This is a genomic window from Streptomyces sp. NBC_01474 (genome assembly GCF_035918215.1).
GTDB lineage: Bacteria > Actinomycetota > Actinomycetes > Streptomycetales > Streptomycetaceae > Streptomyces > Streptomyces aureus.
The window spans coordinates 5,659,431-5,683,591 of the sequence record NZ_CP109449.1 but is presented as its reverse complement, the minus strand read 5'-3'; the positions used below and the strand labels follow the sequence as shown (position 1 = coordinate 5,683,591).

The 24,161-nt window shown below is 68.8% G+C and carries 26 protein-coding genes and 1 tRNA gene; 15 read left to right on the top strand and 12 right to left on the bottom strand.

Going from position 1 to position 24,161, the window contains the following annotated elements; all coding sequences use genetic code 11:
• Positions 1 to 130: 130 nt before the first annotated feature.
• The 9 genes from OG758_RS26060 to OG758_RS26020 all read right to left on the bottom strand — a co-directional run bounded on the left by OG758_RS26060 (position 131) and on the right by OG758_RS26020 (position 9,410).
• The gene (locus tag OG758_RS26060) at positions 131 to 1,780 is read right to left on the bottom strand and encodes a long-chain fatty acid--CoA ligase (protein WP_326712187.1); all 1,650 of its coding nucleotides are present in this window, start codon (positions 1,778 to 1,780) and stop codon (positions 131 to 133) included.
• 109 nt (positions 1,781 to 1,889) lie between these two features.
• Positions 1,890 to 2,459, bottom strand: a complete 570-nt coding sequence (locus tag OG758_RS26055) for a SigE family RNA polymerase sigma factor (RefSeq protein WP_382630124.1) — start codon at positions 2,457 to 2,459, stop codon at positions 1,890 to 1,892.
• A 268-nt stretch (positions 2,460 to 2,727) separates the two neighbouring features.
• Entirely contained in the window at positions 2,728 to 3,795 is a 1,068-nt protein-coding gene (locus OG758_RS26050) for a glycoside hydrolase domain-containing protein (RefSeq protein WP_326712185.1), read from the bottom strand.
• A 52-nt stretch (positions 3,796 to 3,847) separates the two neighbouring features.
• On the bottom strand, positions 3,848 to 5,014 hold the full coding sequence (locus tag OG758_RS26045; protein WP_326712184.1) for a lipid-transfer protein: 1,167 nt from the start codon (positions 5,012 to 5,014) through the stop codon (positions 3,848 to 3,850).
• Positions 5,011 to 5,511: a MaoC/PaaZ C-terminal domain-containing protein gene (locus OG758_RS26040; protein ID WP_326716033.1), complete on the bottom strand. Its 501-nt coding sequence runs from the start codon at positions 5,509 to 5,511 to the stop codon at positions 5,011 to 5,013. The genes OG758_RS26045 and OG758_RS26040 overlap by 4 nt, the downstream gene beginning before the upstream one ends.
• A gap of 53 nt (positions 5,512 to 5,564) precedes the next feature.
• Positions 5,565 to 6,665: an acyl-CoA dehydrogenase family protein gene (locus tag OG758_RS26035; RefSeq protein WP_326712183.1), complete on the bottom strand. Its 1,101-nt coding sequence runs from the start codon at positions 6,663 to 6,665 to the stop codon at positions 5,565 to 5,567.
• 1 nt (position 6,666) lies between these two features.
• The gene (locus OG758_RS26030; protein WP_326716032.1) at positions 6,667 to 7,620 is read right to left on the bottom strand and encodes a bifunctional MaoC family dehydratase N-terminal/OB-fold nucleic acid binding domain-containing protein; all 954 of its coding nucleotides are present in this window, start codon (positions 7,618 to 7,620) and stop codon (positions 6,667 to 6,669) included.
• A gap of 8 nt (positions 7,621 to 7,628) precedes the next feature.
• Positions 7,629 to 8,867 carry an acyl-CoA dehydrogenase family protein gene (locus OG758_RS26025; protein ID WP_326712182.1) on the bottom strand — a complete coding sequence of 413 codons (1,239 nt, stop codon included), beginning with the start codon at positions 8,865 to 8,867 and terminating at the stop codon, positions 7,629 to 7,631.
• A 231-nt stretch (positions 8,868 to 9,098) separates the two neighbouring features.
• On the bottom strand, positions 9,099 to 9,410 hold the full coding sequence (locus OG758_RS26020; RefSeq protein ID WP_326712181.1) for a hypothetical protein: 312 nt from the start codon (positions 9,408 to 9,410) through the stop codon (positions 9,099 to 9,101).
• A gap of 331 nt (positions 9,411 to 9,741) precedes the next feature.
• On the opposite strand from OG758_RS26020, the gene OG758_RS26015 reads away from it, so the two are divergent.
• Positions 9,742 to 10,626 (top strand): bifunctional DNA primase/polymerase, encoded by an 885-nt coding sequence (locus OG758_RS26015; RefSeq protein ID WP_326712180.1) that lies wholly within the window; start codon positions 9,742 to 9,744, stop codon positions 10,624 to 10,626.
• 116 nt (positions 10,627 to 10,742) lie between these two features.
• Here the strand turns inward: OG758_RS26015 and OG758_RS26010 are convergent.
• Positions 10,743 to 10,825 (bottom strand) — tRNA-Ser (locus tag OG758_RS26010).
• 582 nt (positions 10,826 to 11,407) lie between these two features.
• Here OG758_RS26010 and OG758_RS26005 point away from each other — a divergent pair.
• The 3 genes from OG758_RS26005 (at position 11,408) to OG758_RS25995 (ending at position 14,365) form a co-directional block, all read left to right on the top strand.
• Positions 11,408 to 13,075, top strand: coding sequence for an AAA family ATPase (locus OG758_RS26005; protein WP_326712179.1), 1,668 nt, complete (start codon positions 11,408 to 11,410; stop codon positions 13,073 to 13,075).
• Positions 13,076 to 13,350: 275 nt separating this feature from the next.
• A complete protein-coding gene (locus tag OG758_RS26000; RefSeq protein ID WP_326712178.1) occupies positions 13,351 to 13,797 on the top strand; it encodes a GntR family transcriptional regulator in 447 nt (148 codons plus the stop codon).
• 10 nt (positions 13,798 to 13,807) lie between these two features.
• Positions 13,808 to 14,365 (top strand): HD domain-containing protein, encoded by a 558-nt coding sequence (locus OG758_RS25995; RefSeq protein WP_326712177.1) that lies wholly within the window; start codon positions 13,808 to 13,810, stop codon positions 14,363 to 14,365.
• Here the strand turns inward: OG758_RS25995 and OG758_RS25990 are convergent.
• Positions 14,362 to 14,835 carry an NUDIX hydrolase gene (locus OG758_RS25990; protein WP_326712176.1) on the bottom strand — a complete coding sequence of 158 codons (474 nt, stop codon included), beginning with the start codon at positions 14,833 to 14,835 and terminating at the stop codon, positions 14,362 to 14,364. The two genes, OG758_RS25995 and OG758_RS25990, sit on opposite strands and share 4 nt — an antisense overlap.
• Positions 14,832 to 15,602 carry a helix-turn-helix domain-containing protein gene (locus OG758_RS25985; protein ID WP_326712175.1) on the bottom strand — a complete coding sequence of 257 codons (771 nt, stop codon included), beginning with the start codon at positions 15,600 to 15,602 and terminating at the stop codon, positions 14,832 to 14,834. The genes OG758_RS25990 and OG758_RS25985 overlap by 4 nt, the downstream gene beginning before the upstream one ends.
• Before the next feature lie 715 nt (positions 15,603 to 16,317).
• Between OG758_RS25985 and OG758_RS25980 the strand changes: the two genes are divergently transcribed.
• From OG758_RS25980 to OG758_RS25930, 11 genes are all read left to right on the top strand, one after another.
• The gene (locus OG758_RS25980; protein ID WP_326712174.1) at positions 16,318 to 16,611 is read left to right on the top strand and encodes a hypothetical protein; all 294 of its coding nucleotides are present in this window, start codon (positions 16,318 to 16,320) and stop codon (positions 16,609 to 16,611) included.
• Positions 16,608 to 17,210, top strand: a complete 603-nt coding sequence (locus OG758_RS25975; RefSeq protein WP_326712173.1) for a hypothetical protein — start codon at positions 16,608 to 16,610, stop codon at positions 17,208 to 17,210. Before OG758_RS25980 ends, OG758_RS25975 begins: the two co-directional genes overlap by 4 nt.
• Positions 17,207 to 18,220, top strand: coding sequence for a DUF2637 domain-containing protein (locus OG758_RS25970; protein ID WP_326712172.1), 1,014 nt, complete (start codon positions 17,207 to 17,209; stop codon positions 18,218 to 18,220). The genes OG758_RS25975 and OG758_RS25970 overlap by 4 nt, the downstream gene beginning before the upstream one ends.
• Positions 18,217 to 18,867 carry a GGDEF domain-containing protein gene (locus OG758_RS25965; protein ID WP_326712171.1) on the top strand — a complete coding sequence of 217 codons (651 nt, stop codon included), beginning with the start codon at positions 18,217 to 18,219 and terminating at the stop codon, positions 18,865 to 18,867. The genes OG758_RS25970 and OG758_RS25965 overlap by 4 nt, the downstream gene beginning before the upstream one ends.
• Positions 18,864 to 19,196 (top strand): hypothetical protein, encoded by a 333-nt coding sequence (locus OG758_RS25960; RefSeq protein WP_326712170.1) that lies wholly within the window; start codon positions 18,864 to 18,866, stop codon positions 19,194 to 19,196. The genes OG758_RS25965 and OG758_RS25960 overlap by 4 nt, the downstream gene beginning before the upstream one ends.
• A gap of 74 nt (positions 19,197 to 19,270) precedes the next feature.
• The gene (locus tag OG758_RS25955; protein WP_326712169.1) at positions 19,271 to 21,505 is read left to right on the top strand and encodes a cell division protein FtsK; all 2,235 of its coding nucleotides are present in this window, start codon (positions 19,271 to 19,273) and stop codon (positions 21,503 to 21,505) included.
• A 201-nt stretch (positions 21,506 to 21,706) separates the two neighbouring features.
• Entirely contained in the window at positions 21,707 to 21,943 is a 237-nt protein-coding gene (locus OG758_RS25950) for a hypothetical protein (protein ID WP_442810347.1), read from the top strand.
• A gap of 3 nt (positions 21,944 to 21,946) precedes the next feature.
• Positions 21,947 to 22,129 carry a hypothetical protein gene (locus OG758_RS25945; protein WP_326712167.1) on the top strand — a complete coding sequence of 61 codons (183 nt, stop codon included), beginning with the start codon at positions 21,947 to 21,949 and terminating at the stop codon, positions 22,127 to 22,129.
• 17 nt (positions 22,130 to 22,146) lie between these two features.
• Complete coding sequence (locus OG758_RS25940; protein WP_326712166.1) at positions 22,147 to 22,617, top strand: hypothetical protein; 471 nt, start codon at positions 22,147 to 22,149, stop codon at positions 22,615 to 22,617.
• A gap of 11 nt (positions 22,618 to 22,628) precedes the next feature.
• Entirely contained in the window at positions 22,629 to 23,135 is a 507-nt protein-coding gene (locus tag OG758_RS25935; RefSeq protein WP_326712165.1) for a hypothetical protein, read from the top strand.
• Positions 23,136 to 23,222: 87 nt separating this feature from the next.
• Positions 23,223 to 24,122 (top strand): bifunctional DNA primase/polymerase, encoded by a 900-nt coding sequence (locus tag OG758_RS25930; protein WP_326712164.1) that lies wholly within the window; start codon positions 23,223 to 23,225, stop codon positions 24,120 to 24,122.
• The last annotated feature ends 39 nt before the right edge of the window (positions 24,123 to 24,161 follow it).

Below are 24,161 nucleotides of genomic sequence, written 5' to 3'. Positions count from 1 at the left end.
GGCCGCCCCTGTTTCACGTGAAACCGTCGCCGAGCTCTGGGCTCGGAGCAGTAGCGCTGCGGGTTCAGAGCCGTGGTGCTGCGGGTTCAGAGCCTTGGTGCCGTGGGCTCAGTTCCGTGGCGTTGCGGGCTCAGAGCCGCGTGATGTCCAGCTCCCCGTCCGCGTACTGCTTGCGCAGTACCTTCTTGTCGAACTTGCCGACGCTCGTCTTCGGCACCGCCGTGATCACCGTCCAGCGCTCCGGGAGCTGCCACCTGGCGACCTTCTCTCCGAGGAACGCGCGCAGGATCCCGAAGTCGGCACTCGCGCCATCCTTCAGGACCACGGTGGCGAGCGGGCGCTCGCCCCACTTCTCGTCGGGGACGGCGACGACGGCCGCCTCGGCGACGTCCGGGTGGGACATCAGGGCGTTCTCGAGGTCGACGCTGCTGATCCACTCACCGCCGGACTTGATGACGTCCTTGGCGCGGTCGGTGAGGGTGAGGAAGCCGTCGGGGCTGATCGTGCCGACGTCGCCCGTCTTGAGCCAGCCGTCGTCGCTGAACTTGTCGGAGGGGCGCAGCGGTTCGCTGTCGGGGCCCGAGTAATACGCGCCGGCGATCCACGGCCCGCGGACCTCCAGCTCACCGGCCGACTCGCCGTCCCAGGCCAGCAGTTCGCCGCCCGGACCCGACAGGCGCGCCTCGACGCCGGCCGGGAACCGGCCCTGGGTGAGGCGGTACGCGAACTCCTCGTCGGTGCCTACCGCCGCGGCCGGCGGCCGGGCGACCGTACCGAGGGGAGACGTCTCCGTCATGCCCCAGGCGTGGCAGACCCGCATGCCGAGCTCGTCGAAGGCCTTCATGAGGGAGGGCGGACAGGCCGAGCCGCCTATGGTGACCTGCCCGAGCGAACTCACCTCGCGGGGCTTCGCGGTGAGCTCCGCGAGCAGGCCCTGCCAGATAGTGGGAACGGCCGCAGCGTGCGTGGGGCGCTCGCTCTCGATCATCTCGGCGAGCGGCGCGGGCTGGAGGAAGCGGTCCGGCATCAGCATGTTCACGCCGGTCATGAACGTCGCGTGCGGCAGGCCCCACGCGTTCACATGGAACTGCGGCACCACGACGAGCGAGGTGTCCTCGTCGGTCAGGCCCATGGACTGCGTCATGTTGACCTGCATGGAGTGCAGGTAGATCGAACGGTGCGAGTAGACGACGCCCTTGGGGTCGCCGGTGGTGCCGGACGTGTAGCAGAGCGCGGCGGCCTGGCGCTCGTCGAGCTGCGGCCAGTCGTACGTCACCGGCTTTCCGGCGATGAGCTCCTCGTACTCGTGGACCTGGGGGCGCGCTCCGTCGAGGAGCGAACGGTCACCCGGCCCGGAGACGACGATGTGCTCGACACCCGTCAGGGACGGCAGGAGCGGCGCGAGCAGCGGCAGCAGGGAGCCGTTGACGATGATCACGCGGTCGGCGGCGTGGTTGACGATCCACACCAGCTGCTCTGCGGGGAGGCGCAGGTTCAGGGTGTGCAGTACGGCGCCCATGGAGGGGATCGCGAAGTAGGCCTCGACGTGGTCCGCGTTGTTCCACATCAGGGTCGCGACACGGTCGTCGTCCACGATGCCGAGGTCGGCGCGCAGAGCGTGCGCGAGCTGGGCGCTGCGGTCGCCGATCTCGGCGAAGCTCCGGCGCTGCGGCCCGCTCTCACCGGTCCAGGTCGTCACCTGGGAAGTGCCGTGGATCGTCGACCCGTGGGTCAGGATCCTCGAGATCAGCAGTGGTACGTCCTGCATCGTGCTCAGCACGGCGTCCTCCCGGTGGGCGCTACGGCGCAGTAATGTTCCGCCGATTCTCACCGCATACCATTCGGTATGTCACTAGCCCAGGGAATGATCGATCAGTGAATCGTCCCGTTCAGCCCTTGGCCGGGCGCAGTTCCGGGTCCTCACGGAGCTTGCCGAGGGCCCGCGAGACCGCGCTCTTGACCGTACCGACGGACACCCCGAGCACCTCGGCCGTCTGCACCTCACTCAGGTCCTCGTAGTACCGCAGCACGACCATCGCACGCTGCCGGGCGGGCAGCTTCATGATCGCGCGCCACATCGCGTCGTGCAGGACCTGGTGCTCGGCCGGATCGGCCGCCGCCACGGTCTCCGGCTCGGGCAGCTCGTCGCAGGCGAACTCGTCGACCTTCCGCTTACGCCACTGCGACGTACGCGTGTTCAGCAGGGCCCGGCGCACATAACCGTCGAGCGCCCGGTGGTCCTCGATGCGGTCCCACGCCACATACGTCTTGGTGAGCGCGGTCTGGAGCAGGTCCTCGGCGTCGCAGGGGTTCGCGGTCAGCGACCGGGCGGTCCGCAGCAGTACGGGCTGCCGCGCCCGTACGTACGACGCGAACGACGGGTACGACTTGTGCGGCGCGTACGGCGTCGAACGGGCGGCCGGCACGTACGGCACCGGGTGGGAAGAGTGAGGCGTCATCGCGGCTCGCGGCGCGCTGCGCGTCGCGGCATCCGATGCACTGGAGCAGACAGGCGCCATGGTTGCGGTCATGGCTCCACGCTAGGAGCGCCCCCTACCCTCGCGGATCGGCCGCAGGTCCCGAAGCGGTCTCCGCCTCAGGTTGTAGGAGTGGTGGTATCCCCACCTCCTGAAGGTGGAGGACGCGGTACGCACCCCTGAGGGTTCATCCCTGAGAGCCATTCCATGGGCGTCCTTCCACTCTGCCACTGCCACGGTCCGGCGAGACTCATCGGATGCGGGCCACCGGCGCGTGCACCAGATTCCGGTCGATGACGAGGGTCCGCCCGCCGTGCCGCTCCTTCACGTTCCCCGCGTACTGGTGGATCCTGCGCCGCGAAGTCCAGGCGGACCCCCGCAGCACGGGCTCCCGGGCCAGCCGGGGCCGCGTGTGCCAGCGCGCGAACCAGATCACCGATGGCAGATCCCGCACCCCCGCCCGCGCCGCGGCCCGCATGTGTACCACCCCGGAGTCGGCACTGCTGTAGAACCCGGGCATGTAGCCCTTCCGGCGCACCTGCCGGTCCCAGCCCCGCACAAAGGTGAGCGTCGTGCGGGCGCACTTCTTCTGCCGGTACTTGTATGCCTCCATGTCGAGATAGAGCGGGCTGCCCGGCCGGATGCCGACGGCACGCGCCCTGCGTACGGCGTCCCGCCCCTCCCGCACGCCCTGGCTCCAGGCGTTACCGCCGATGCGGTAGGCCTTCTTGGGGCCCGCGACGACACACGGCGACTGCGAACCGACGTACACCGGCAGCACCCGCCACCCCAGCCGCTGCACCCCCTTCATCCAGCGGTGCCCGAGCCGGGGCTGACGAGGACAGGCCCGCCCACGACCCCCGTAGTACACGCCCACCGCGCCGTACTTCGACGCCCGCCAGCGCCGCATCGTGTCGAGCGACGGCGCCATGCACGTGTCGAACGCCAGCCCGCGGAACATCCGCGGATCGGAGAGGGCAGGGAGCGGGGGTTCGGAGGAGGGATCGCCGGCGGCGGCCGGCACCCGCGGGGCACCGCCTGCGGCGGCCGGTGCCTCCGGGGCCCAGGCCGGGCCTGTGGCTCGGCCGTCGGGTGCAAAGTCTCCGAGTGCGGAACCGGGGACGGTGGCGAGGTCGGGCAGGGCGATGTCGGGCAGGGTGAGTCCGGCCAAGGGGTCGGGGTGGGGGTCGGACGTCGGGGACGGCTGGGGGAGGCCGGGTCCGGACCACGCCGACGCGGGGAGGGCGGTCAGCGCCATCAGGAGCAGCACAAGACCCACGACCAGCTTCAGGCGGCGCCTACGGCGAGTGCGGTGCATAGGGCGAGTGAAGGGGGCGGGGTGCGGACCGGACCCGGGACACACCCCGCGTTCATCCGTCCGCTCCCAGAATCAGACCCGATGTGGGGACGCCGGTCCCCGCGGTCACCAGTGCCGTGGCGGCGCCGGCTATCTGGTTCACCGCCGTGCCCCGCACCTGTCTGACCGCCTCCGCTATGCCGTTCATCCCGTGCAGGTACGCCTCGCCGAGCTGCCCGCCGTGGGTGTTGAGCGGGAGCCGACGCTCCGCCACGAAGTCCGCCGCCTCACCCGGCCCGCAGAACCCGAATTCCTCCAGCTGCATCAGCACGAACGGCGTGAAGTGGTCGTAGAGGATCCCCACGTCGATCTCGCCCGGCGCCAGCCCCGCCGACCGCCACAACTGCCCTGCCACGACCCCCATTTCGGGCAGGCCCGTCATGTCGTCCCGGTAGAAACTCGTCATCTGCTCCTGGCCGCGCCCCGCCCCCTGGGCCGCCGCCGCAATCACGGCGGGACGGTGCGGGAGGTCGCGGGCCCGCTCGACGCTGGTGACGACGATCGCCTGCCCGCCGTCGGTCTCCTGACAGCAGTCGAGCAGCCGCAACGGCTCCACGATCCACCGCGACGCCGCATGGTCCTCCAGCGTGATCGGCTTCCGGTGGAAGTACGCCGCCGGATTGGTGGCCGCATACGCGCGGTCCATGACGGCGACATGACCGAACACCTCCGGTCCAAGCCCGTACGCGTGGAGGTAGCGCTGCGCCGCCATCGCCACCCACGACGCGGGCGTGAGCAGCCCGAACGGCAGTGCCCAGCCGAGTGCCGCCCCCTCCGCCGACGGCTCCCGATGCTGCACCCCGGAGCCGAACCTCCTGCCTGAGCGCTCATTGAACGCCCGGTAGCAGACGACCACTTCGGCCACGCCGGTCGCCACGGCGAGCGCGGCCTGCTGAACGGTGGCGCAGGCCGCACCTCCGCCGTAGTGGACCCGGGAGAAGAACGAGAGGTCCCCCATCCCGGCCGCCTGCGCGACGGTGATCTCCGGACTGGTGTCCATGGTGAACGTGACCATGCCGTCGACATCGGCGGGGGAGAGCCCGGCGTCGTCGAGCGCCGCACCCACCGCCTCCACCGCAAGCTTCAGCTCACTGCGACCGGAGTCCTTGGAGAACTCGGTCGCCCCGATCCCGACGATCGCCGCCCGCCCACCGAGACTGTCCTTCGCCCGCACACTCATGCCGGCCTCCCCGACGCCGAGGGACGGGACGGCGTACCCGTGGGGTTCGCAGGGCTCGCGAGACTCGGGAGCGTGACCGTCACCGTCCCGGTGACGTGCGTGCCCAGCCCGTTGACCCCGATGATTCGCACGACCACCGTGGCACCCCCGCCGTCGGGCGCCCCGCTCCCGTCTTCGACGTCAGTGACCGTCCCCGTCAACACCATCGTGTCCCCCGGGTAGTTGGGCGCCCCGAGTCGTATGGCGACCTTGCGCAGAACCGAGGCTGGGCCGAAGTGATCGGTGATGTAGCGGCCGACGAGTCCGTTCGTCGTCAGGATGTTCATGAAGATGTCGGGGGAGCCCTTCTCTTTGGCGAGCTCCGCGTCGTGGTGCACGTCCTGGTAGTCACGGGACGCGATGGCCCCGGAGACGATCAGCGTCCGGGTGACCGGGATCTCCAACGGCGCCAGCTTCGCGCCGACCCCGGCCCCGACCCCTGTCATGGCATCCACCATCGCCACTTTCCCCTCCTCCCGATCCCTTGCCGCCCGGCCCATTCCCTCCGCCTTCACTTCCGCGCTGCCCACGTCGCCCCCGCCTCCTCCGTACCGCTCCCCTCGCCACCGGCGATCAAGGCGCCCAGCTCCGCGAGCAGTTCACCCCCGCATCCCAGATACGCGTCGAGCTGCCTGCCCCACAGGAAATGCCGGTGCACGGGATGCTCCAGGTCGGCGCCCATGCCACCGTGCAGATGCTGTCCGGCGTGCACGACCCGCCTGCCCGCTTCCGACGCCCACCAGGCCGCGGTCAGCGCATGGCCCGCGCACGGCAGCCCTTCGTCCCGTCGCCATGCCGCCTCGTACGCGGTGACGCGGATGGCCTCCGTGTCCATATAGGCGTCGGCCGCCCGGAGTTGAACCCCCTGCTTCGCGGCGAGCGGTCTGCCGAACTGCTCCCGCTCGTTCGTGTACTCCACGGCACGCGCCAGCGACCCCTCGCAGACCCCGGCCTGGAGCCCCGCGAACGCGGTCCGCGCCATCGCCAGGATGTCGTCGTACGCACCGGGCCCGCCAATCCTCTCCGCCGGCGCCCCGTCGAGAACCAGCCGGCCCGCCGACCAGGGCGCGGTGAGCTCGACCGCGTCGCAACCGGCATCGGCCGTACGCACTCTCCACAGGCCCCGGTCGGCCGCCGCCACCAGAACCCAGGACGCGTCCCGGAGCCACGGAACCCAGGGCACCACCCCCGTGAGCCGCCCCGTGCCCCCGTCCGACCCCGTCTCCCCGGTCTCCGCTCCGTCGACCCGCACCCCCGCCCGCGCGGGGAACGCCCCCGTCGCCACCTCCGTCCCGTCCCGCAGCCCCGGCAGCAACCGGTCCCGCTGCTCGGACGTGCCATGCCTCGCCACCGCGAGCAGCCCGTACGCGCAACTGGCGGCGAACGGCACCTGCGCCGTCGTCCGGCCCTGCTCCTCCAGCATCAGCACGAGCCCGAGCAGCCCGGTCTCCTCCACCGCCCCCGGCAGTCCCGCCGAGCCGAGCGCCTTCCACAGCTCGGGGTCCGTTCCCGTGCCGGCCGCCGCGAGGCGCTCGGGGGTCGACAGATCACCGAAGATCCGCGCGGCCAGGTCGGCTGCGGCCACCTGGTCCTGCGTAGGTGTGAAGTCCACGTCAGCCCTCCCGTCCCGCGGCGACACCCGTAGCGACCCCCACAGCGGCACCGTCACCGGCCCGGAAGACCGGCAGCTCCAACTCCTCGTCAACCCGAAGGAATCCGAGCCGCACCGGCATCCCTATTCGGACCTTGTCGTACGGCACCCCCACAACGTTGCTGATGATCCGGACGCCTTCGGCCAGCTCGATCAGGCCCACCGCGTACGGCGGGTCGAAGGCGGGGAAGGACGGGTGGTGCATCACCACGTACGAGAAGACGGTCCCCTCGCCGCTCGCCTCGACCGTGCTCCAGTCCTGCGAGGCGCACGCGCCGCACCCCGGCAGCCAGGGCAAGCGCAGCGTCCCGCACGCCTCGCAGCGCTGGATGAGGAGACAGTGCTCGCGGACCCCCTCCCAGAACCCGGCGTTGTCCCGGTTGACCACCGGACGGGGCCGCCGGGCCTGCTGCTCCCGCGCCTGCCCCAGCGCCAGCCCTGCCCGCGCCGCCGGGGCGTACTTGAGGATCCGGAAGCGATGTGTCCCGGCGAGCTCGCCGTCCGCCCTGACATCCATGCGTGTCGTGACGAAGTGCCCCGTGCCCAGCTTCGTCGTCTTGCGCTCGGACACCGACTCGATCACCGCGTCGAAGGTGATCGCGTCACCGGGCCGCAGCGGACGCAGGTACTCCTGCTCACAGTCGGTGGCGACGACCGAGGTGTACCCCGCGCCGTCCAACAGCGCGAACAGCTCGTCGTAGGCGCCGCTGCGCCCCTGATGCCCGGAGAGCCCGCCCATCGTCCAGGCCTGGAGCATGGTCGGAGGCGCTATGGCGTCGGGCCCCTCGTATGCGGGATTGATGTCACCCATCGCCTCGCACCAGTGCCTGATCATCGGCTCGTTGACCAGGTCCTTGCCGACCCCCGCGGTGGCCGCGGGCAGCCCTTCGAAGGCCTTCAGCGCCGCGTAAGTCATCTCGCCCGTCACCGCCGCCCCCTCCTCATCCCGAGCCGCATCGTCGCCACGATCTCCCTCTGCACCTCGCTCACGCCGCCCCCGAACGTGTTGATCTGCGCCGCCCTGTTCATCCGCTCCAGCTCCCCCTCCGCCGTCCCGCCCCGAGCACCACCGCCCGACCCACCACCACCGGACCCAGCACCCGCGTCACCACCAGCCCCACCCCCGAACGCCCCAGGCGACCCGGCTCGAACCAGCGCCGCGTCGCCCGCGATCTCCTGACACATTCGGTACACCTCGACCGCCGATTCGGTTCCCATGACTTTCACGCCGCTCGCGTCGCCCGGCGCGAGCCGCCCCGCCCCGACATCCCCCACCAAACGCCAGTTGAGCAGGCGCGTTGCCGCGAGACGGGCATGCACCTCGGCCAGCCGCGACCGCACCCACGGCAGGTCGATCCGACGTTCCCCCGTCACCGGATCGGGTGAACGAACCGCTTCGAGCACCGCCGCGTAGAAGTCCTCCGCCTGCATCCCGATCGCGGCGAGCGCGACCCGCTCGTGGTTGAGCTGATTGGTGATGAGACCCCAGCCGCCGTTCTCCTCCCCGACGAGATTCGAGGCGGGGACGCGGATCCCGTCGTAGTACGTGGCGGTGGTGGTCAGCCCGCCCACGGTCTCGATGGGAGTCCAGCTGAAGCCGGCGGCGTCCGTCGGCACGAGAACGATCGAGATGCCCTGGTGCTTGGCGGCTTCGGGGTCCGTGCGGCAGGCCAACCAGATCCAGTCGGCGTTCTGCGCGTTCGACGTGAAGACCTTCTGCCCGTCGATGATCCAGTCGTCGCCGTCACGGACCGCCCGCGTCCGCAGCGAGGCCAGGTCGGTCCCCGCCGACGGCTCGCTGTACCCGATCGCAAAGACCAGCTCGCCCTTGAGGATCCTCGGCAGGAAGTACGCCTTCTGTGCCTCGGTCCCGTACTTGATCAGCGTCGGACCGACGGTGTTCAGGGTCACCATGGAGACAGGCGCGCCCGCGCGATACGCCTCGTCGAAGAAAACGAACTGCTCGTCGGGCCCCCGGCCTTGGCCTCCGTACTCGACGGGCCAGCCGAGCCCGAGGAGGCCGTCGGCACCGATGCGGCGCAGCAGGCGCCGCTGGGCCGTTCGGTCGTCGTGGGCGGGCGGCCCGCCCGGCATCAGTTCCCGGAAGTAGGTGCGCAGTTCGGCGCGGAGTTCATGCTGGCGCGCGGTGGGGGCGAGGTGCACGGCGGCGGCCCTCCCGGACCTCGTACGAACAAGGGTCTCTGACCATTCGTTTCTGACTGACCGTCAGATTCGGTACGACTGTCCGCCAGGTTCGGTACGGGTGTCAAGGGATCAGCACGCGCGCGTGAAGGGCTGGCGTGTGCGCGAAAACGCCTGTGCGGCGATGCCGAAGCACCGCCGCACAGATGTCACGCACCCCTGGCAATGGCTCCGCCGACAGGAGCCTGCGGGTCACCAGAGCTTGGTGAAGTGCACCGAGATGTTCTCGTTCGACTGGTCGATGGCCGTGAACGCGGAGCCGTTCACCTGGGCCGTGTTGTTCTGGTTCGAGGCGCCGGAGCCCACCGCCTGCTGCTGCGTGGTGGACGAGTTGCCGTGGTTGTTGCCACCGACACCACTGCCGCTCACGGTCGCCACACCCGCGTTTGATCCGTTGTCCGCGAAGGACCCGTTGTCGGCCATCGCCACCCCCGAGAAGAGGGCTGCCGCGAGGGGCAGAGCGGCGACGGCGGCGAGGGCGCGGACGGTACGGATGCGTGCCATGTCAATTCCTCCAGGAACAGGTAACTACTGGTTGACCCAAGGCAGTTGGCCGACCACCTCGGTCGTTGCTCACGACGTCGCGAGATCAGAATTGCCCACCGAATCTCCATCGAACCAGGGCGGAAGGCCGTATTCCCTCGCAAGCGTGAGGACATGTCGATAAACCTGCTCCACGCCCTTAAAGCCCCAGCTCAGCCCGGATTACGTCCGCCCGGTGCGGGACGGGTCAGCCACCGGAGGGGCTGAAGCGTTTCGGCGCATTTTTGGTAAATACGCTCCACCCGGGCGAGCCCCTCTTCCTTTAGTCGAACATTCGTACGAACATGGATGCATGGCCACCACCGACCGGCATGCCGTACCCCTTGCGACCCTGGCCCTCGCCCACGCCCTCTCCGCCGCCGAGCGTGGACTGGCCGTGATCCCGCTCTCCCGCACGAAGCTCCCCGCCCTGCGCTCCCCGCACCGCGACGAACCCGACCCGGCCCCGTGCCACGGCGAATGCGGCCGCCCCGGCCACGGCGTGTACGACGCCACGACCGACCCGGGCCGTATCCGTGACCTCTTCGCGGCGGCGCCCCGCGCCACCGGCTACGGCATCGCGTGCGGACTGCCCCCGCACCACCTCATCGGCGTGGACCTCGACACCAAGTCCGGCACGGACTCCTCGTCCGCACTGCGCGAACTGGCGCTGCGCCACCTCTTCACGATCCCGGACACCGTCGTCGTGGCCACCCCCAGCGGCGGCCGTCATGTGTGGCTCTCCGGACCGCCGGACGTCGTGGTCCCCAACTCGGCGGGACGCCTCGCGCCGGGCATCGACATCCGCGGCGCGGGCGGCTACCTCGTGGGCCCCGGATCGCGCACGGCCCAGGGCGTCTACAGCGCCGTCCCCGGCACCGCCCACCTGCCCGTCGCGCCCTGCCCGCCGGCACTCCTGCGCCTGCTCACGCCCCCGCCACGCGTGCACCACCCGTCACCGGCACATGCGGGCCAACACGGCCAGGGCCTCGTCCAGTTCGTGCTGGCCGCACATGAGGGGCAGCGCAACACCCGTCTGTTCTGGGCCGCTTGCCGCGCCTACGAGAGCGGCCTCGGCGACAGCCTCACGAACGCCCTCGTGGAAGCCGCGACTCGCACGGGCCTGACGGAACGCGAAGCCCGCTCGACGATCGCCTCAGCGGCCCGCCTGACCCAGCGCAACGACGCGGAGGCGTAGGACGCGACGTCCCGGAGGGCAAGCCCTCCCCGCACCCGGCCGAACCCGCCTCCCCCAGGACACGCGTAAAGGGCGCCCGCCATAGCGAACGCCCCTTACGAACACCTACCTACCGGCGGTGGGTGTGGGATTTGAACCCCCGGTGACTCGCGCCACGACGGTTTTCAAGACCGTGGAGCTTGCGGCTGTCGCACCCACCTGACCAGCCAAAACCAGCTCACCCTCGAACGTGTATCCACATTTGGCCCGCCCCTGGCCCACAGGGTGATCAGAAGGGGTTCAGTAGGGCGCGGTGTGGACACGATGAGCGGCATGACGTCCGACGAGGAAGCCATAGCAGTAGGGCGCACTCTCGCCGCGCGGTCACACGAGGTGGGGTTCGTCCGTGAGCCGTGGCGCGCAGCTCTTCAGTGGGTTAGCGGGGTCAGGCCCGCGCCCAGTCATTCTCGGTGCATGACCTGGATGAGTAGCGCTATCACGGTGCATGCCCCCACCACCGCTGCCCCGACATCGGGAGCGCAAAGGGTGAGGCCCCCGGTCACAAGTCCGACCAGCACGACGAGAGCATGACGCGACTTTCCTGCCTTCATGTGGATCTACCTTCCGTGTCCCAAGTACCTTTCACATCAAGCGTGTTCGCATTGCGATGGGTGCTGACAGCCTCAGGACAAGCGTTGACAGCCTGAGACAGGAGCCGCCTGAGCTTGACGGCGTATGACACGCCCTGACTGTGGCGCCCTGGCTTCAAGCACCTGACAGGTGTTCGTCGGAAGGAGAGCTGATGGCTACCGCTCAGGCCTGGAGGAGACCCGAGCTGGCCGGTCAGCCTCATCTGACAAAGCTCAACGGTGAACTTCACGATCTACGGCTCGACGCCGGCCTACCGTCTGCGCGTTCCATTCGGGATCGGGTGGGGAAGGACGCGCAGGACTACTGGATCGTGAACCATCAGGCGGTGTTGGACGCGTTTCAGAAACCCAACCTGCCGACGTGGGGGCGTCTGGAAGTCATCGTCGACGTTCTGGCCAAACTTGCGCGTCGTGAAGATGCAGAACGTGAAGTCAACCGGTTCAAATATCTATGGAAGCGAGCATTCCAGGAAACGGCCGCTCAAGCTTCGGTCGAGCCGCCTGAATCCGAACCTCTTGGCGAAGGCGACCGCGACAATGGACCGGAAGTTGCCGATCGTCCAGAGGAGTCAGCCAGCCAGAGCAGGGACGAGGACGCGCGGGGCCCTTCAACTACAGATGCCGAAACACCTGCGGACCCCGACGACTTCGAGAGGCGCATCAACTACGCGGAGGAGTCGCTCAAGGGACTAATCATCAATGCATCGCAAGCACTGTGGAACGACAAAGACGCTTTGAGAGTATTCCTAGGTATCGTGCGCCGCAGCCCAGGGTTTGTTCGACTGGCCGATGCGAGTGCAGAGAATCGTCCGGCGAACGCGACCTTTTATGGAGTTAAGAGCAGGGAGTTCGAATTGGAACCCTCTCCGGCTCAACTTGAATTAGTAATGCTCCACAACCTCCTGGAGAAGTACAGGGCGAAGCAGAAATGGTCCTTCACTCGCCTTGAGGAGCAAACCGGTGTTTCGTCGGATGCGTGGATTCGGTGGCACACACATCGTGAGCTACCTGACCTCGAAGCTCTCGTTGCGTTCTCGAACGTGATGGGGCTGGACTTAGAAGATCACGTGCTACTGCTCGGCCTATGGGAGCGGGCTCGGAATGCACTGGACGTGACCGCCAACTACGAGGCTCTGCCGGATTCGATCAGTTTCGATGATGCGTGGGAGATGCGTAGCCCGAATGCGTCCAGGATGTGGGCTCTTGCTGGAGTCGGGGGCAGTGACCTGACTGCGTTCGGGCCCGATCTGGCTTCCGGGACGGCTCCAGCGTTCATCGTTGCCGGGCCGCCTGGGTCGGGGCGTTCTACCGCCTTGACGACTATTGCACGCTCGCTACTTGCCTCGAAGGTTCAGCTCGTGCTGGCTGCACCAAAACCGTCTCCTTTGCGCGATATTACAGAGCATGACGGCGTGATGACCTGCCTCGATCAGGGCGAGTTCAAGAATGAGCGCCTAGAGGGATTGATTTCACGAGCTTCCAAGGAAAGTCCGATCGTATTTGTGATTGATGACGCCGAGGCCGTGGACAACATTGACTCTCGGCGCGTGATGCTGAATCTTCTACAGCATGGATTTGACGATGGAATCGCAGTCGTTCTAGGCGGACATGAAGGCGAACTCGGCTCGACTGGCTATTGGTTGAGCGAGGCAAGGAAAGCCCACCGAGGGATGTTGCTAGCACCACGGGAGAAGTATTCAGGACGCCTCATCGGAACCAAGATGGCAGACGCCATGGTCGGTGGAGATGTAATCCCTGGGAGGGGTTGGCTTCACCTCGGCGACGGCAAACTGATCGCAGTCGTGGTGCCTACCGGATGAGCCTTGGATGCGCGCTGACCTGCCGCGCGCGTGGTTCCAGTCCCACGTGTCCCGCTCCGTGTCGGCAGGCTTCGCCCCGTGTCACGGGATCATCGCCCTCTCGGGGCCGAGTGTGCTCGCACTGGCGTCCCTCTTCGTGCTTCGGCGCACGGACGGAACACAGACGCGCGCCGCAAGCCAAGCGCACGCCGCTGCTACGCAGGCGGCCACTGCACCGCCACCGCCTTAGGCGGTGTGTCACCCTGACTAGGTGGCCTCAAAGACAAGGGGAGAGAGTGGCTGATCCCAGCCCGCGTGGAACCTATCTGGTGATCGCTGACGCCTTGCGCGCGCGCCTGTCCGAAGACGACGCTCCAGAGCGTCTGCCGTCAGAGAACGATCTCATCGCCGAGTTCGACGTGTCCCGCGGCACCGTACGACGCGCCCTGCAGGCGCTCAAACAAGAGGGCCTCATCGAGGCACAACACGGCGCTGGGTGGCGCCGCGCTGTCCCCGGCGCGGAGCGGCGGACGCTTGTGGAGCAGATCGAAGACATGATGCGCGCGGAGATGACGGTTGGGGAGCCGTTCCTTTCCGAGGCAAAGCTGTGTGAGCGCTTCAATGTCTCCCGCGTGGCCGTGCGCAGCGCTCTCGGGCAGTTGCACGGGCGTGGGCTCCTGGAAGCACAGCCGGGCAAGCCGCGCCTCGTACGCGCTCTCCCCGAGCCGCGCTCTGATTCGTAAGGTGAAGCACATGTCTCTCACGAAGTGGGCGCACGACCTCGCCGAATCCGTTCTCGCTGAGTCGCTGCCACGTCGCTGGGCGCACGTCCAAGGCGTGGCGCGACGGGCCCGCGAGTTGCGCCCGATCTTGTCTGAGCCTGACGCCGATCTGCTGGAAGCAGCAGCGTTCCTCCACGACATCGGCTATGCGCCGGAGCTCGTCGACACGGGGTTCCATCCGCTGGACGGCGCGCGTTTCCTCAGGCAGCAGAAGGACGCCGACGAGCGGGTTGTGAACCTGGTGGCGCACCACTCCTGCGCGCTCCTAGAGGCTGAGGAACGCGGTCTTCGGCAAGACCTGGAGACAGAATTCCGGCTGGAACGTCCGGAGCTGGTAGACGCCCTGGTGTACTGCGATATGAACACCACACCCGACGGGACGCCCACCGACTCCAAAGCTCGTGTCGGAGAGATCGTGGATCGGTATGGTCCGGACACGCTCGTGGGGCGTTTCATCCAGCGCGCAGCACCCGAGATCCATGCGGCGACGGCTCGCGTACGAGCCCAGCTCCAAGAAGCCCACGTCTAGCCGATGTGAGGCTCCGTCCGGCTCGCATCGAGACCGTGCTGAATGCGCAGCCGGATAGACGGGTGGATGTTCAGGGTGTCGACGTCGGCCGGCGGCACCCACCGGACTTCCTTGGACTCCGAGCTGGTTCGGAGTTCTCCACCCACTGGGCGAGCGTGGAAGCAGATAGAGAACTGCTGCCTGACCTCGCCGTCGTCGTAGGCCATGACGTGGCGGGGGTTGGTGTAAAGACCCACGATGTCCTGGACGACGACCTTGATCCCCGTCTCCTCTTCAACCTCTCGCACGACCGTCTCCGCAACGCTCTCGCCTACGTCGTGTCCACCCCCTGGGATCGCCCACAAGTCGTTGTCCGTCCGGTGAATCATGAGCAGGTCGCCGGAGTCGTTGACGACCACGGCAGTCACCGATGGCACCACAGAGTTCGCCTGCGGCGCTTCGGGGTCGTTGTAGTAGTCAACGCGGCTCATGTGGTCGGATCTCCAAGTTCGGTCGGGGACGTGATGCGGCGAGCCGACTCCCATACGCGCTCGTAGCTCTCGCTGTATGAGTCGAACAGTTCACCGCCGGGGATGCGCTGAAGATGCAGAACAGGCGCCATGTAGGCCCCCACTCCGTAGAGGTGGCCGTTCGCCAGCATCTCGTCATCGGCGCGGTAGAGCGAGTTGTAGAGCACCGTGCCGTGGAGCCTGAATTCCACGTTGGGCAGATCAAAGAGACCTGCGTAATTGAGCAGCGCGTTTCGGATCTTGAGGCCCATGCCTGGCCCGATCCCCTCATCGTCTCCGCGCTGGCCGACTGCGGCGCAGTCTGGATCTCCGAGCAGGAAGCGGACTGGCACGTCCGCAGCCGATTTCTCCTTGACCAGCCGGTGGAACGACGCGTCTTCGGAGAGCCAGAATCCTGAGTACACCAGCACGTCAAAGTGGTGCGTAGCCCTCGCGTAGAGCTTGGGCCAGGTTTCGTTCGGGACCACTGATCGGTGCGGGTAGAGCCTGATCAGCTCCGCGTTCCCTGTCTCCACAACTTCGCTTGCTGTGGCTTCATCCGCCCATAGGTACGACACGTCCTGCTGCAAGAGCGAAGCGATGGCGTATTGGAAGCGCCGATACGGCTTCCGGCGCGGCATGTTGATCCAGCGTTCGACGGTCTTGGGATCGACACCGATCCGCGCAGCTACCTGTTCGATCGTCAGGTTCGCCGCCGTGATCGCGCCTCGAAGGCGTTCGTTCGCCACGTCGTCAACTCCCCTGTAGGGACGTGCTGGGACGACTTCACGCTACCCAAGGACGAGACAAGTCGTACAGGACTCGTCCCAGTTGGGCGTCCGACGTCTGCCCCAGAGACGCGAATCTTTAAGAGCACCAAGACGGAGCGACACGCAGCCGAAGCCCACGAACGGGGTTGACGCGGCGAACTTCCCGCTCCATGATGAAGGACAAGTAATACAGGTACTGCATCGCCTGGCGGTGTACGGACCACCCCGTCGGGCCTGCTTACACGCGGTTCGAGCGGCAGGGGAGACGTGAAAAGTCCGGCGTCTTCACGGAGTGATCGGTGTCATCGGCTAAGCCGTTGGTCTGGCCCTCGGGAGAGTCCCCGAGGGATCGGATCGCGGGAACCCCGGTGGTTGGGCTGCACCCGGTCCATGACACCCGCAAGGGACGGGAGATCCACTCAGCGAGTAGCGACTGAGGGACCGCGGCGACCACGCGCCGACCAAGCCAAGGAGCGTAAGGCGCGCACGGAACCGCGGAGCTGACAGTGACGGGCTTCCCGTCACTCGTCATGCGGGCAGGACGCCGGCTGTCGCCTGCACAGCCTGCCCGCTTGATGAGTCACCGCATTACGGGTCTACGACCCTTCGCCATTCGCCGGAGCTGGCGCCTTCTCGCCAAGAACGCCTCTGCCAGCTCCGGCGCCTCCAGTCCCTCCCCTACAGGAGCTTCGCCATGCGCTCGTACATCAACGGCCGTCAGGCCGTCACCAGTAACGACTTCATCGAACTCGCCCTGGGCACCCCGGTCGAACTGTGGCTCGGTGTGGACGGCGAGAGCGAGATGGAGCGCGCGGCCCGCTTGGACGCGGCCCGCGACATCCTCTCGGACGACCCCGGCATGCCGGACGACGCGATCCGGATCGCCGCCGCGGCGATCGAGGACCACGCGGCGGAGCTGTTCAACGTCGTGCCGATGCCCCGTCCGGTCTCCCGGCACCGTTCGGCGCGCAAGGAGGTGGCGGCATGATGGCCACCGCTCCCGCCCCCGAGGTCCTGAACGACCACAAGGGCCAGCCGCGCCCGTTCCTCGACATGCCGCTGACCTACAACCAGGCCCGGTTGGGGATGGCCTTTCACGAGGCCGGACACGCGGTGCTCGCCATGGCCTACGGCATGACCGTGCACACCGCCGAGGTCATCGCCTGGGAGCCCGACAAGGGGCACTGGGCCGTCACTGGCAACACCGCCTGGCAGGGGAACAACACCCCGCCCTGGCACTTCGCCTCCATGTGCGCCGGCGGACAGGTCGCCCACGTCGACTACCTGATGACCTATGGCCTGTGGACCCCGGAACGGGCCCTGGCCTGCGCCGCCGACCACGACCGCGAACAGGCCATCGACACCCTCACCGCGCACGGCGTCACGGTCGCCCGCGACCACGTGCCCGACGGCGGCAAGTCGTGGCCGATGGTGCGCGGCATGGCCCGGCGCAAGGTCGCCCACCTGTGGCGCGAGATCCGCACCGTGGCGCACGCCATGGACGAGAACACCAAGCTGACCGGCGACGACATCGCCGCCCTGACCGGCCTCACCCACGTCTCGCCCCTCGGGGAGGTGGCGGCATGACTGCCACGATCGCGAACGAGCGTCCTGCGATCCCGCCGTTGACGCGCCCGGAACTCGGACTGGCCGGAGTCGGTGCCGCTGCTGCGGCGGGCGTCGGCTCGCTCGGCTTCCTCGCCTCCTTCGACGCCGTCTCCTCCGCCGCGCTGCGGTGGGGGTTCACCGATCCGTGGATGCTGCCGGTCGGCATCGACGTGGCCATCCCGGTGTTCACCGTCGCCAACCTGCTGTTGATCCGCATGGACATGGGGCTTGCGTGGGTGCGGTTCGTGCCCTGGCTTCTCACCCTGGTCACCTGTGGGCTGAACATCGCCGCCGGTCACGGAATGTGGGCCAAGCTGGCGCACGGCACGATGCCGCTGCTGTGGGTGGTGTTTTCAGAGATCGGCGCGCACATCTACGCCGTCCGCATCGGCGCTGTCACCGGCCGCCGGATGGACAAGATCCGGTGGACCCGGTGGCTGCTGGCCCCGTGGCCGACGTTCACGCTGTGGCGGCGCATGACGCTGTGGGAGATCACCTCCTACGCCGACGCCCTCACCCGGGAACGCCAGCGGCAGTTGGCCCGCGCCGACCTGCGGGAGGAGCACGGCCGGTTGTGGCGTTCGAAGACGCCACGGCGTGCCCGCGTTCTGCTCAAGCTCGGTGACCTCGCCCCCGGCACCGAGCCGGTGGCAGAGCAGCCGGAACAGCCCGAGGAACCGAAGCCGGAGACTCCGACACCGGCGCCCGCTCCCGCTCCCCGGAAGCCGTCCGCGCCGCGCCGTCGACCGACCAAGGCGCCCGCCCGTCGCACGATCGATGAGCTGACGGTAGAGGCCCGGGATTTGACCGGCTCGTGGTCGGACGCGGACATCAACGCCGAAGCGCTGCGCAAGGGCCTGCGCTGCGGGGCCAAGCAGGCCCGCCAGGTGCGCGACACCCTCACCGCGGAGCGCGCCAACCGCCTGCTGCATGCCGTCGACACCCCTGCCGACGACGCCAGCGAGACGGTCGGGGAGGTGGCGGCATGAGCACCCTGTTAGACGTTCTCGCCGTCTCCGCCCCGCTGGCCGCCGGGTGGGCCTCGCATGTGCGCTGGCTCGGCCGGCGCCTGCACGTCGCCCGGCGTGACCCGCTGACCGGGCTGCGCACCCGCGACGCGTTCACCCACCGCGCCACCGCCCTGCTGAAGGACCCGCGCGCGGTCGTGGTCCTCGCTGACGTGGACCGCTTCAAGCAGATCAACGACACCCACGGCCACGCCGCCGGTGACGCGCTGCTGAAGGCCACTGCCGACCGGCTCGCCCACCACGTGGGCCGCAAGGGAGTGGTGGGTCGGCTCGGGGGCGATGAGTTCGCCGCCGTCCTCATCGACGAGCACGGCGCCGCCGCCGATCTGCTCGCCCTGCTGCACGGCATCCTGGCCCGCCCGGTCGACGGCCAGAACCCGGACGTACACACCACAGTGTCGCTCGGCTGGGTCCGCGCCGCCGACTTCCCCACCGATGACCTGTCCGGCCTGCTGCGGCGGGCCGATGAGTCGATGTACGCGGCCAAGCAGGCTCGATCCGGGCTGAAGCGGGCCGGGCTCGGCAGGCTCTTCGCCACGGTTGCCGGGCGACGCTCCGGCCGTCACGGGGCTCGTACTACTGCGCCAGTGATGGGGGTGGCGGCATGAGTGCACCGATCGTGGCCGCGGCCCTGTTCAACACCGTGATGGAGGCCGCCGGCCACCGCTGCCAGTGCGCGGGCCAGTGCGGCAACGCGCACACCAAGGGCAAGGGCCGTTGCCCGCACGAGCACGACGGCTACACCAGCAAGCACGGCCGCCGGGTCCGCCTGATCGCGGCCCCTGCCGACCCGCTCACGTCCGCAGTCGCCGCGGCCGGACTCCCGCCCGCCGAACTGCGGGCCTGGTGCCTCGACTGCCTCACCACCGCCGCCCGTGCGGCCAAGCGCCAGCTCCCCGCCACTTCTACGGATCAGTGCGGCCTGTTCGACTTGTAGTCGACGGGGCCCGGTCTCAACCAACCAAAGCAGCGGCCGGGCCCCGCCACCCTCCATCCCTGAAGGGAACCTCAGTGAATCACCCCGACGAAAGCGGAGAGTTCTTCGAACGTCTCGAAGCCGAGATGAACGCCGACCGAACCGGTGAGGTGGTCGACCTCGACAAGGCCCGCAACGCACGCGCTGGATCGGCCGACCGCACCGGCACAGAGTCGGCCGACTCGGCTGCCGGTGAGTCGGCCGTCCGCACCCTCGACCCGTCGGCCGACGCGGACGACGACGAGTCGGACGACTCGGCACGGCCGCGTCCGGCCGACCCGTCGACCCTGCCGGGCCCCGGGATCACGACCTACAAGCGCAAGCCGATCCTGCCGTCCTGGCTGAAGTCCAAGCCCGGCTTCGTGTCCACCGCGCAGCGCGCGACCGGCAATGCCTTCTACGCGACGGCGTATCACGGCATCCGCACCCCCTGGTACCTGTACCGCCTGACGCTGGACGCGCCCAAGGGCGCGGCCCGGCTGATCTCGCAGACGAACCAGTGGGTGTGGGACGCCGAGGCCGCCCCACTGCGGGCGTATGAGGTGGCGCACGAGAACACCGGCGAGTACCTGAAGCTGTCCCGCCAGCGCGACCGCCGCGTACGCCTTCGCATGCTGGTCATGGCCGTCGCGGGGCTCATCGGGGTGCCGCTGGCGTGGGCCTGCTACGTCCTCGCTCCGGGCTGGCTGGTGCTGTTCGCGTCGTCCGCGGTGCTGGCCGCCGGGTTCAAGGGCGGCAAGGCCGATGAGCCCGTGATCGGGCGGGCGGTAGTCAAGACCGAGTTGGAGAAGCTGACCACCTCGATCGTGCTCCGCGCCCTGGACAACATCGGCAACCCCAAGCTGACCGCCGCCATCAAGAAGGGCGGCGACATGAACGGCATGCGGTTCACCTCCGAAATCACCCGCGACGGGCCCGGCTACCGCGCCGACCTCGACCTTCCGTGGGGTGTCACGCCGGAGGACATCATGGAGTCGCGCAAGTCGCTCGCCTCCGGGCTGCGGCGCAAGGTCGGCTGCGTGTGGCCGTCACCCGACCCGACCGAGCACGAAGGGCGCCTTGTGCTGTGGGTCGGGGACAAGCCGATGAACGAGACGACCAAGCCCGCCTGGCCGCTGCTGAAGTCGGGCATGGTCGACCTGTTCAAGCCGGTCGTGTTCGGCAACGACCAGCGCATGGGCGACGTGTCCGTGACCCTGATGTTCGCGTCCGTCGTGGTCGGCTCGATCCCGCGCATGGGCAAGACGTTCCTGATGCGGCTGTTCCTGCTCATCGCCGCCCTCGACCCGCGTGCGGAGGTCCACGCGTTCGACTTCAAGGGCACCGGCGACTTCGGCGCCCTCGAACCGATCTGCCACCGCTACCGGGCCGGTGAGGAGGACGAAGACATCCTCTACGCCCTGGAATCACTGCGGGAGCTGAAGGCGGAGCTGCGACGGCGAGCGAAGGTCATCAAGGCGCTGCCGCGTTCACGCTGCCCGGAGTCGAAGGTGACCCCGGAGCTGGCGAACGACAAGTCGCTTCGCCTGCACCCGATCGTGGTCGGCCTGGATGAATGCCAGAAGGGCTTCGAGCACGAGAAGTACGGGGCGGAGATCGAGGAGATCTGCACCGACATCGCCAAGCGCGGACCGGCGCTCGGCATCGTAGGCATGTTCGCCACCCAGCGCCCGGACGCGAAGTCCCTGCCGCCGGGCATCTCCGCCAACGCCGTGCTGCGGTTCTGCCTCAAGGTCATGGGCCACACCGCCAACGACATGGTGCTGAGCACCGGCGCCTACAAGGCCGGATACCGGGCCACGATGTTCTCCCGCTCCGACCTGGGCATCTGCTGGATGGCCGGTGAGGGCGACGACCCGCGCATCGTCGCTTCCGCGTTCGTCGACGCGCCGGCCGCTGAGCAGGTCGTGGCCCGCGCCCGGCAGATGCGCGAGGAGTACGGCAACGTCACCGGCCACGCCATCGGCCAGCTCCCCGAGACCGAAGTGGCCTCCTTCGACCTGCTGGCCGACGTGCTGAAGGTCGTGGCGGTCGACGAGGAGAAGGTGTGGAACGAGAAGGTCGCCACCCGTCTCGCCGACCTGCGCCCCGAGGTCTACCAGGGCTGGAAGGCCGAGACCGTCGCCAAGAACCTGCGCCCGCACGGCATCACCGTGCAGGACGTATGGGCCACCGGCGACAAGGGCAAGGGCACCACCCGGCGCGGCATCGCCCGCGCCGACATCGCCGCCGCCATCACCGAGCGTGATGGAAAGCCGGGCAAGGGCTGACGCGAACCGCTGCTAGGTCTAGCACCCCACCGGTGCTAGACCTAGCAGCCCCGCTAGCACCCCATTCCCTGTCTGATCAGGGAACTCGTATCTAGCACCTCACCTGCGGGAATCCCCGAAATCCGCCCTGGAGGGCACCCCATGACCCCCTTCCTCCTTGCTAGCGCCTGCCTACTCGGCATAACGCTCTGTTACATCAGCGTGTGTGCGGGCAGCCCGTACGGCGACTGCCGCCGCTGCCACGGCATGGGCCACGCCATCAAGCACGACCGCAAGGGCCGCGCCAAGCGCGGCAAGGACTGCCGCCGCTGCCACGGCCACGGCAAGCGCGTCCGCGTCGGCCGCCGCCTGTACAACCTCTGGCTGCGTATCTACCGCGAGGGCCAGACCGACACCCCCAAGCCCACCGCCGCCCGTCCGTTCGCGAAGAAGGGCTGACCCATGGCCGTCACCATCTCCCTCGTCCTGCTCTTCGGCCTCTTCCTGGCGCTGATCCTGCGCGCCAACAAGAGCTACGGCACCGCCCTCGTGGCCGCCCTGTTCGGCTTCTACGTCGCCAGCACCGGCGCCGCCGGAACCATCAACAACCTCATGACCGCACTCGTCCACGCACTGCCCAACTGACCCTGAAGGGAACGGCCGTGAACGAACACCTCGCCCACGAGCCCGTCACAGGCGCCGTGGCCGTCCACCACCCCCAGCCCCTCGACCTCTACGCCCCGGGCCCGGCAATGCCGGTGGACCCGTACGGCGAGCGGCAGCCGGTGGTGTGGGTGCCCGACGCCTACGGGCGCATGGTCCCCATGCCCAAGCACCTCGCCCCCGCCCCCATCCAGCCGACGCAGCCTCGCGACCTCACCCCGGTACCGCTCCTGGATCCCATCGCCCAGCGGTTCATGGGCGCCGGGCTCGGCGGCGGCGCGCTGGCGGCCGGCGTCGGCTACGGCGTCGGCGAGGTCATCAACGCCGCCGCCGGAATCAGCGGCGGCGCCCTCGTGTGGGCCGCGGTCATCGTCGTCGCCCTGCGCGCCCCCCGCGCCCTCGGCGGCGGCAAGGGCAGCACCGTCAACATCCGCCGGGCCGTCATCAAGCGCAACCACTTCCACGGATAGGGAGCCACCGCATGCAGAATCAGCCCGCCACCCCTCTGGAACTCGGGGACCAGGCAGCCGAAGCTGTCCGCGCCATCAACCACACCACCTGCACGCCGGGTGAGGACTGGCAGTACCCCAGCCACGCCTACAGCCTCATCGGGACGCTCGCGCACCTGTCCCGCATGCTCCCGCAGGCCATCACCCAGGCACTTCAGCCCGTAACCGACGCCCACCAAGCCGACCGGCTCACCGTGGACGGCGGCGAGGACCCCGACCAGGCCGCATCGTCCGCCGTACAGACGGCGCGCGTCGCCATCGGCCGCGCTCAACGTCTTGCCGCGGCCCTTGACCAGGTCCACTCGGCCCTCAGCCCGCTCGGCTACGACACCAGCGACGACGAGGAAGAGGACGAACAGCCCTGCGGTGAGGGCATGTGCCAGTGCTACTGCGTCGGCCAGCTTCACCCGTGCGGCTGCGACTGCCCGCACGACGACGACTGCGACTGCGACTTCTGCGACCTGCGCAACCAGTACTAGCTACGCCCGGGGCGGGTGCCTTCTCGCCAAAGCCTGCACCCGCCCCGGATCTCCCAGTCCCTCCAAGAGAACAGGAGAACCCCCAGCATGACCCATCCCAACCCCGCACGGCGAGACGGCCTCACCCCATCCACCGGACACCTGCCAACCGCCCTGGCCCTCGCCGAACGCGGCGTACCCGTGCTGCCGCTCCGCGCGGGCAAGGTCCCCTTCGGTAACTGCGGCACCTGCACCGGCAACGCATGCGGCGGCCGTCCGAACATGAAGGCCCCGGGCCCCTGCCACTGCCCCGCCCCCTGCCACGGATGGGCCGCCGCCACCACCGACCCGAACACCCTCAGCTCCGAGACGTGGGCGCCCGTCTGGCGACACGCCGCCGCACTCGCCTACCACCCCGGCGGCGCCGGACTCACCGTTGTCGACCTCGACCACGCCGACGCCGTGGCATGGGCATGCGAGCACCTGCCACCCACCCGCACCGTGCCCACCACCAGGGGCCAGCACTGGCTGTACCTGGGCGTCATGCCGTCCGCCAACGCTGTGCGCCCCGGCGTCGACATCAAGTCGGCCATGCAGTACGCCCGCTGGCTCGGCCCCGGCGACGGCCTCATGGTGCCGCTGCCGGACGCGGTGCGCGCGCTGACGGTTCGGGAAGAGGCCACCGCCTCCCGCGAAGCGTTGGCTTCTTCAGGACCCGCCACAGCCTCATGGGATCGGTCGGTGGCCACCGGCTGCCGCCACACCGAGCGCTTCGTCCGCACCGGCCTGAACCGCGGCCTCGCCCTCGTGAGCGAGCACAGCGAATCCGGCGCCGGAACGCAGGCGTTCGCCGTCGCCCGGTTCCTCGCCCATCAGCACCTCGACTGCCCCGGACCGTGCGGGCTGGACGCCCTTGCCGAGGAGATCGTGGCTGCCGCCGTTGCGGTCGATGTCCCCGAGCCCTACGCCCGCCGCGCTGTGACCAACGGCCTCGACCGCGCCGCATGAACCGCTCTGCCCGCACCCCCACGGAAGGGAGGGGCCTGG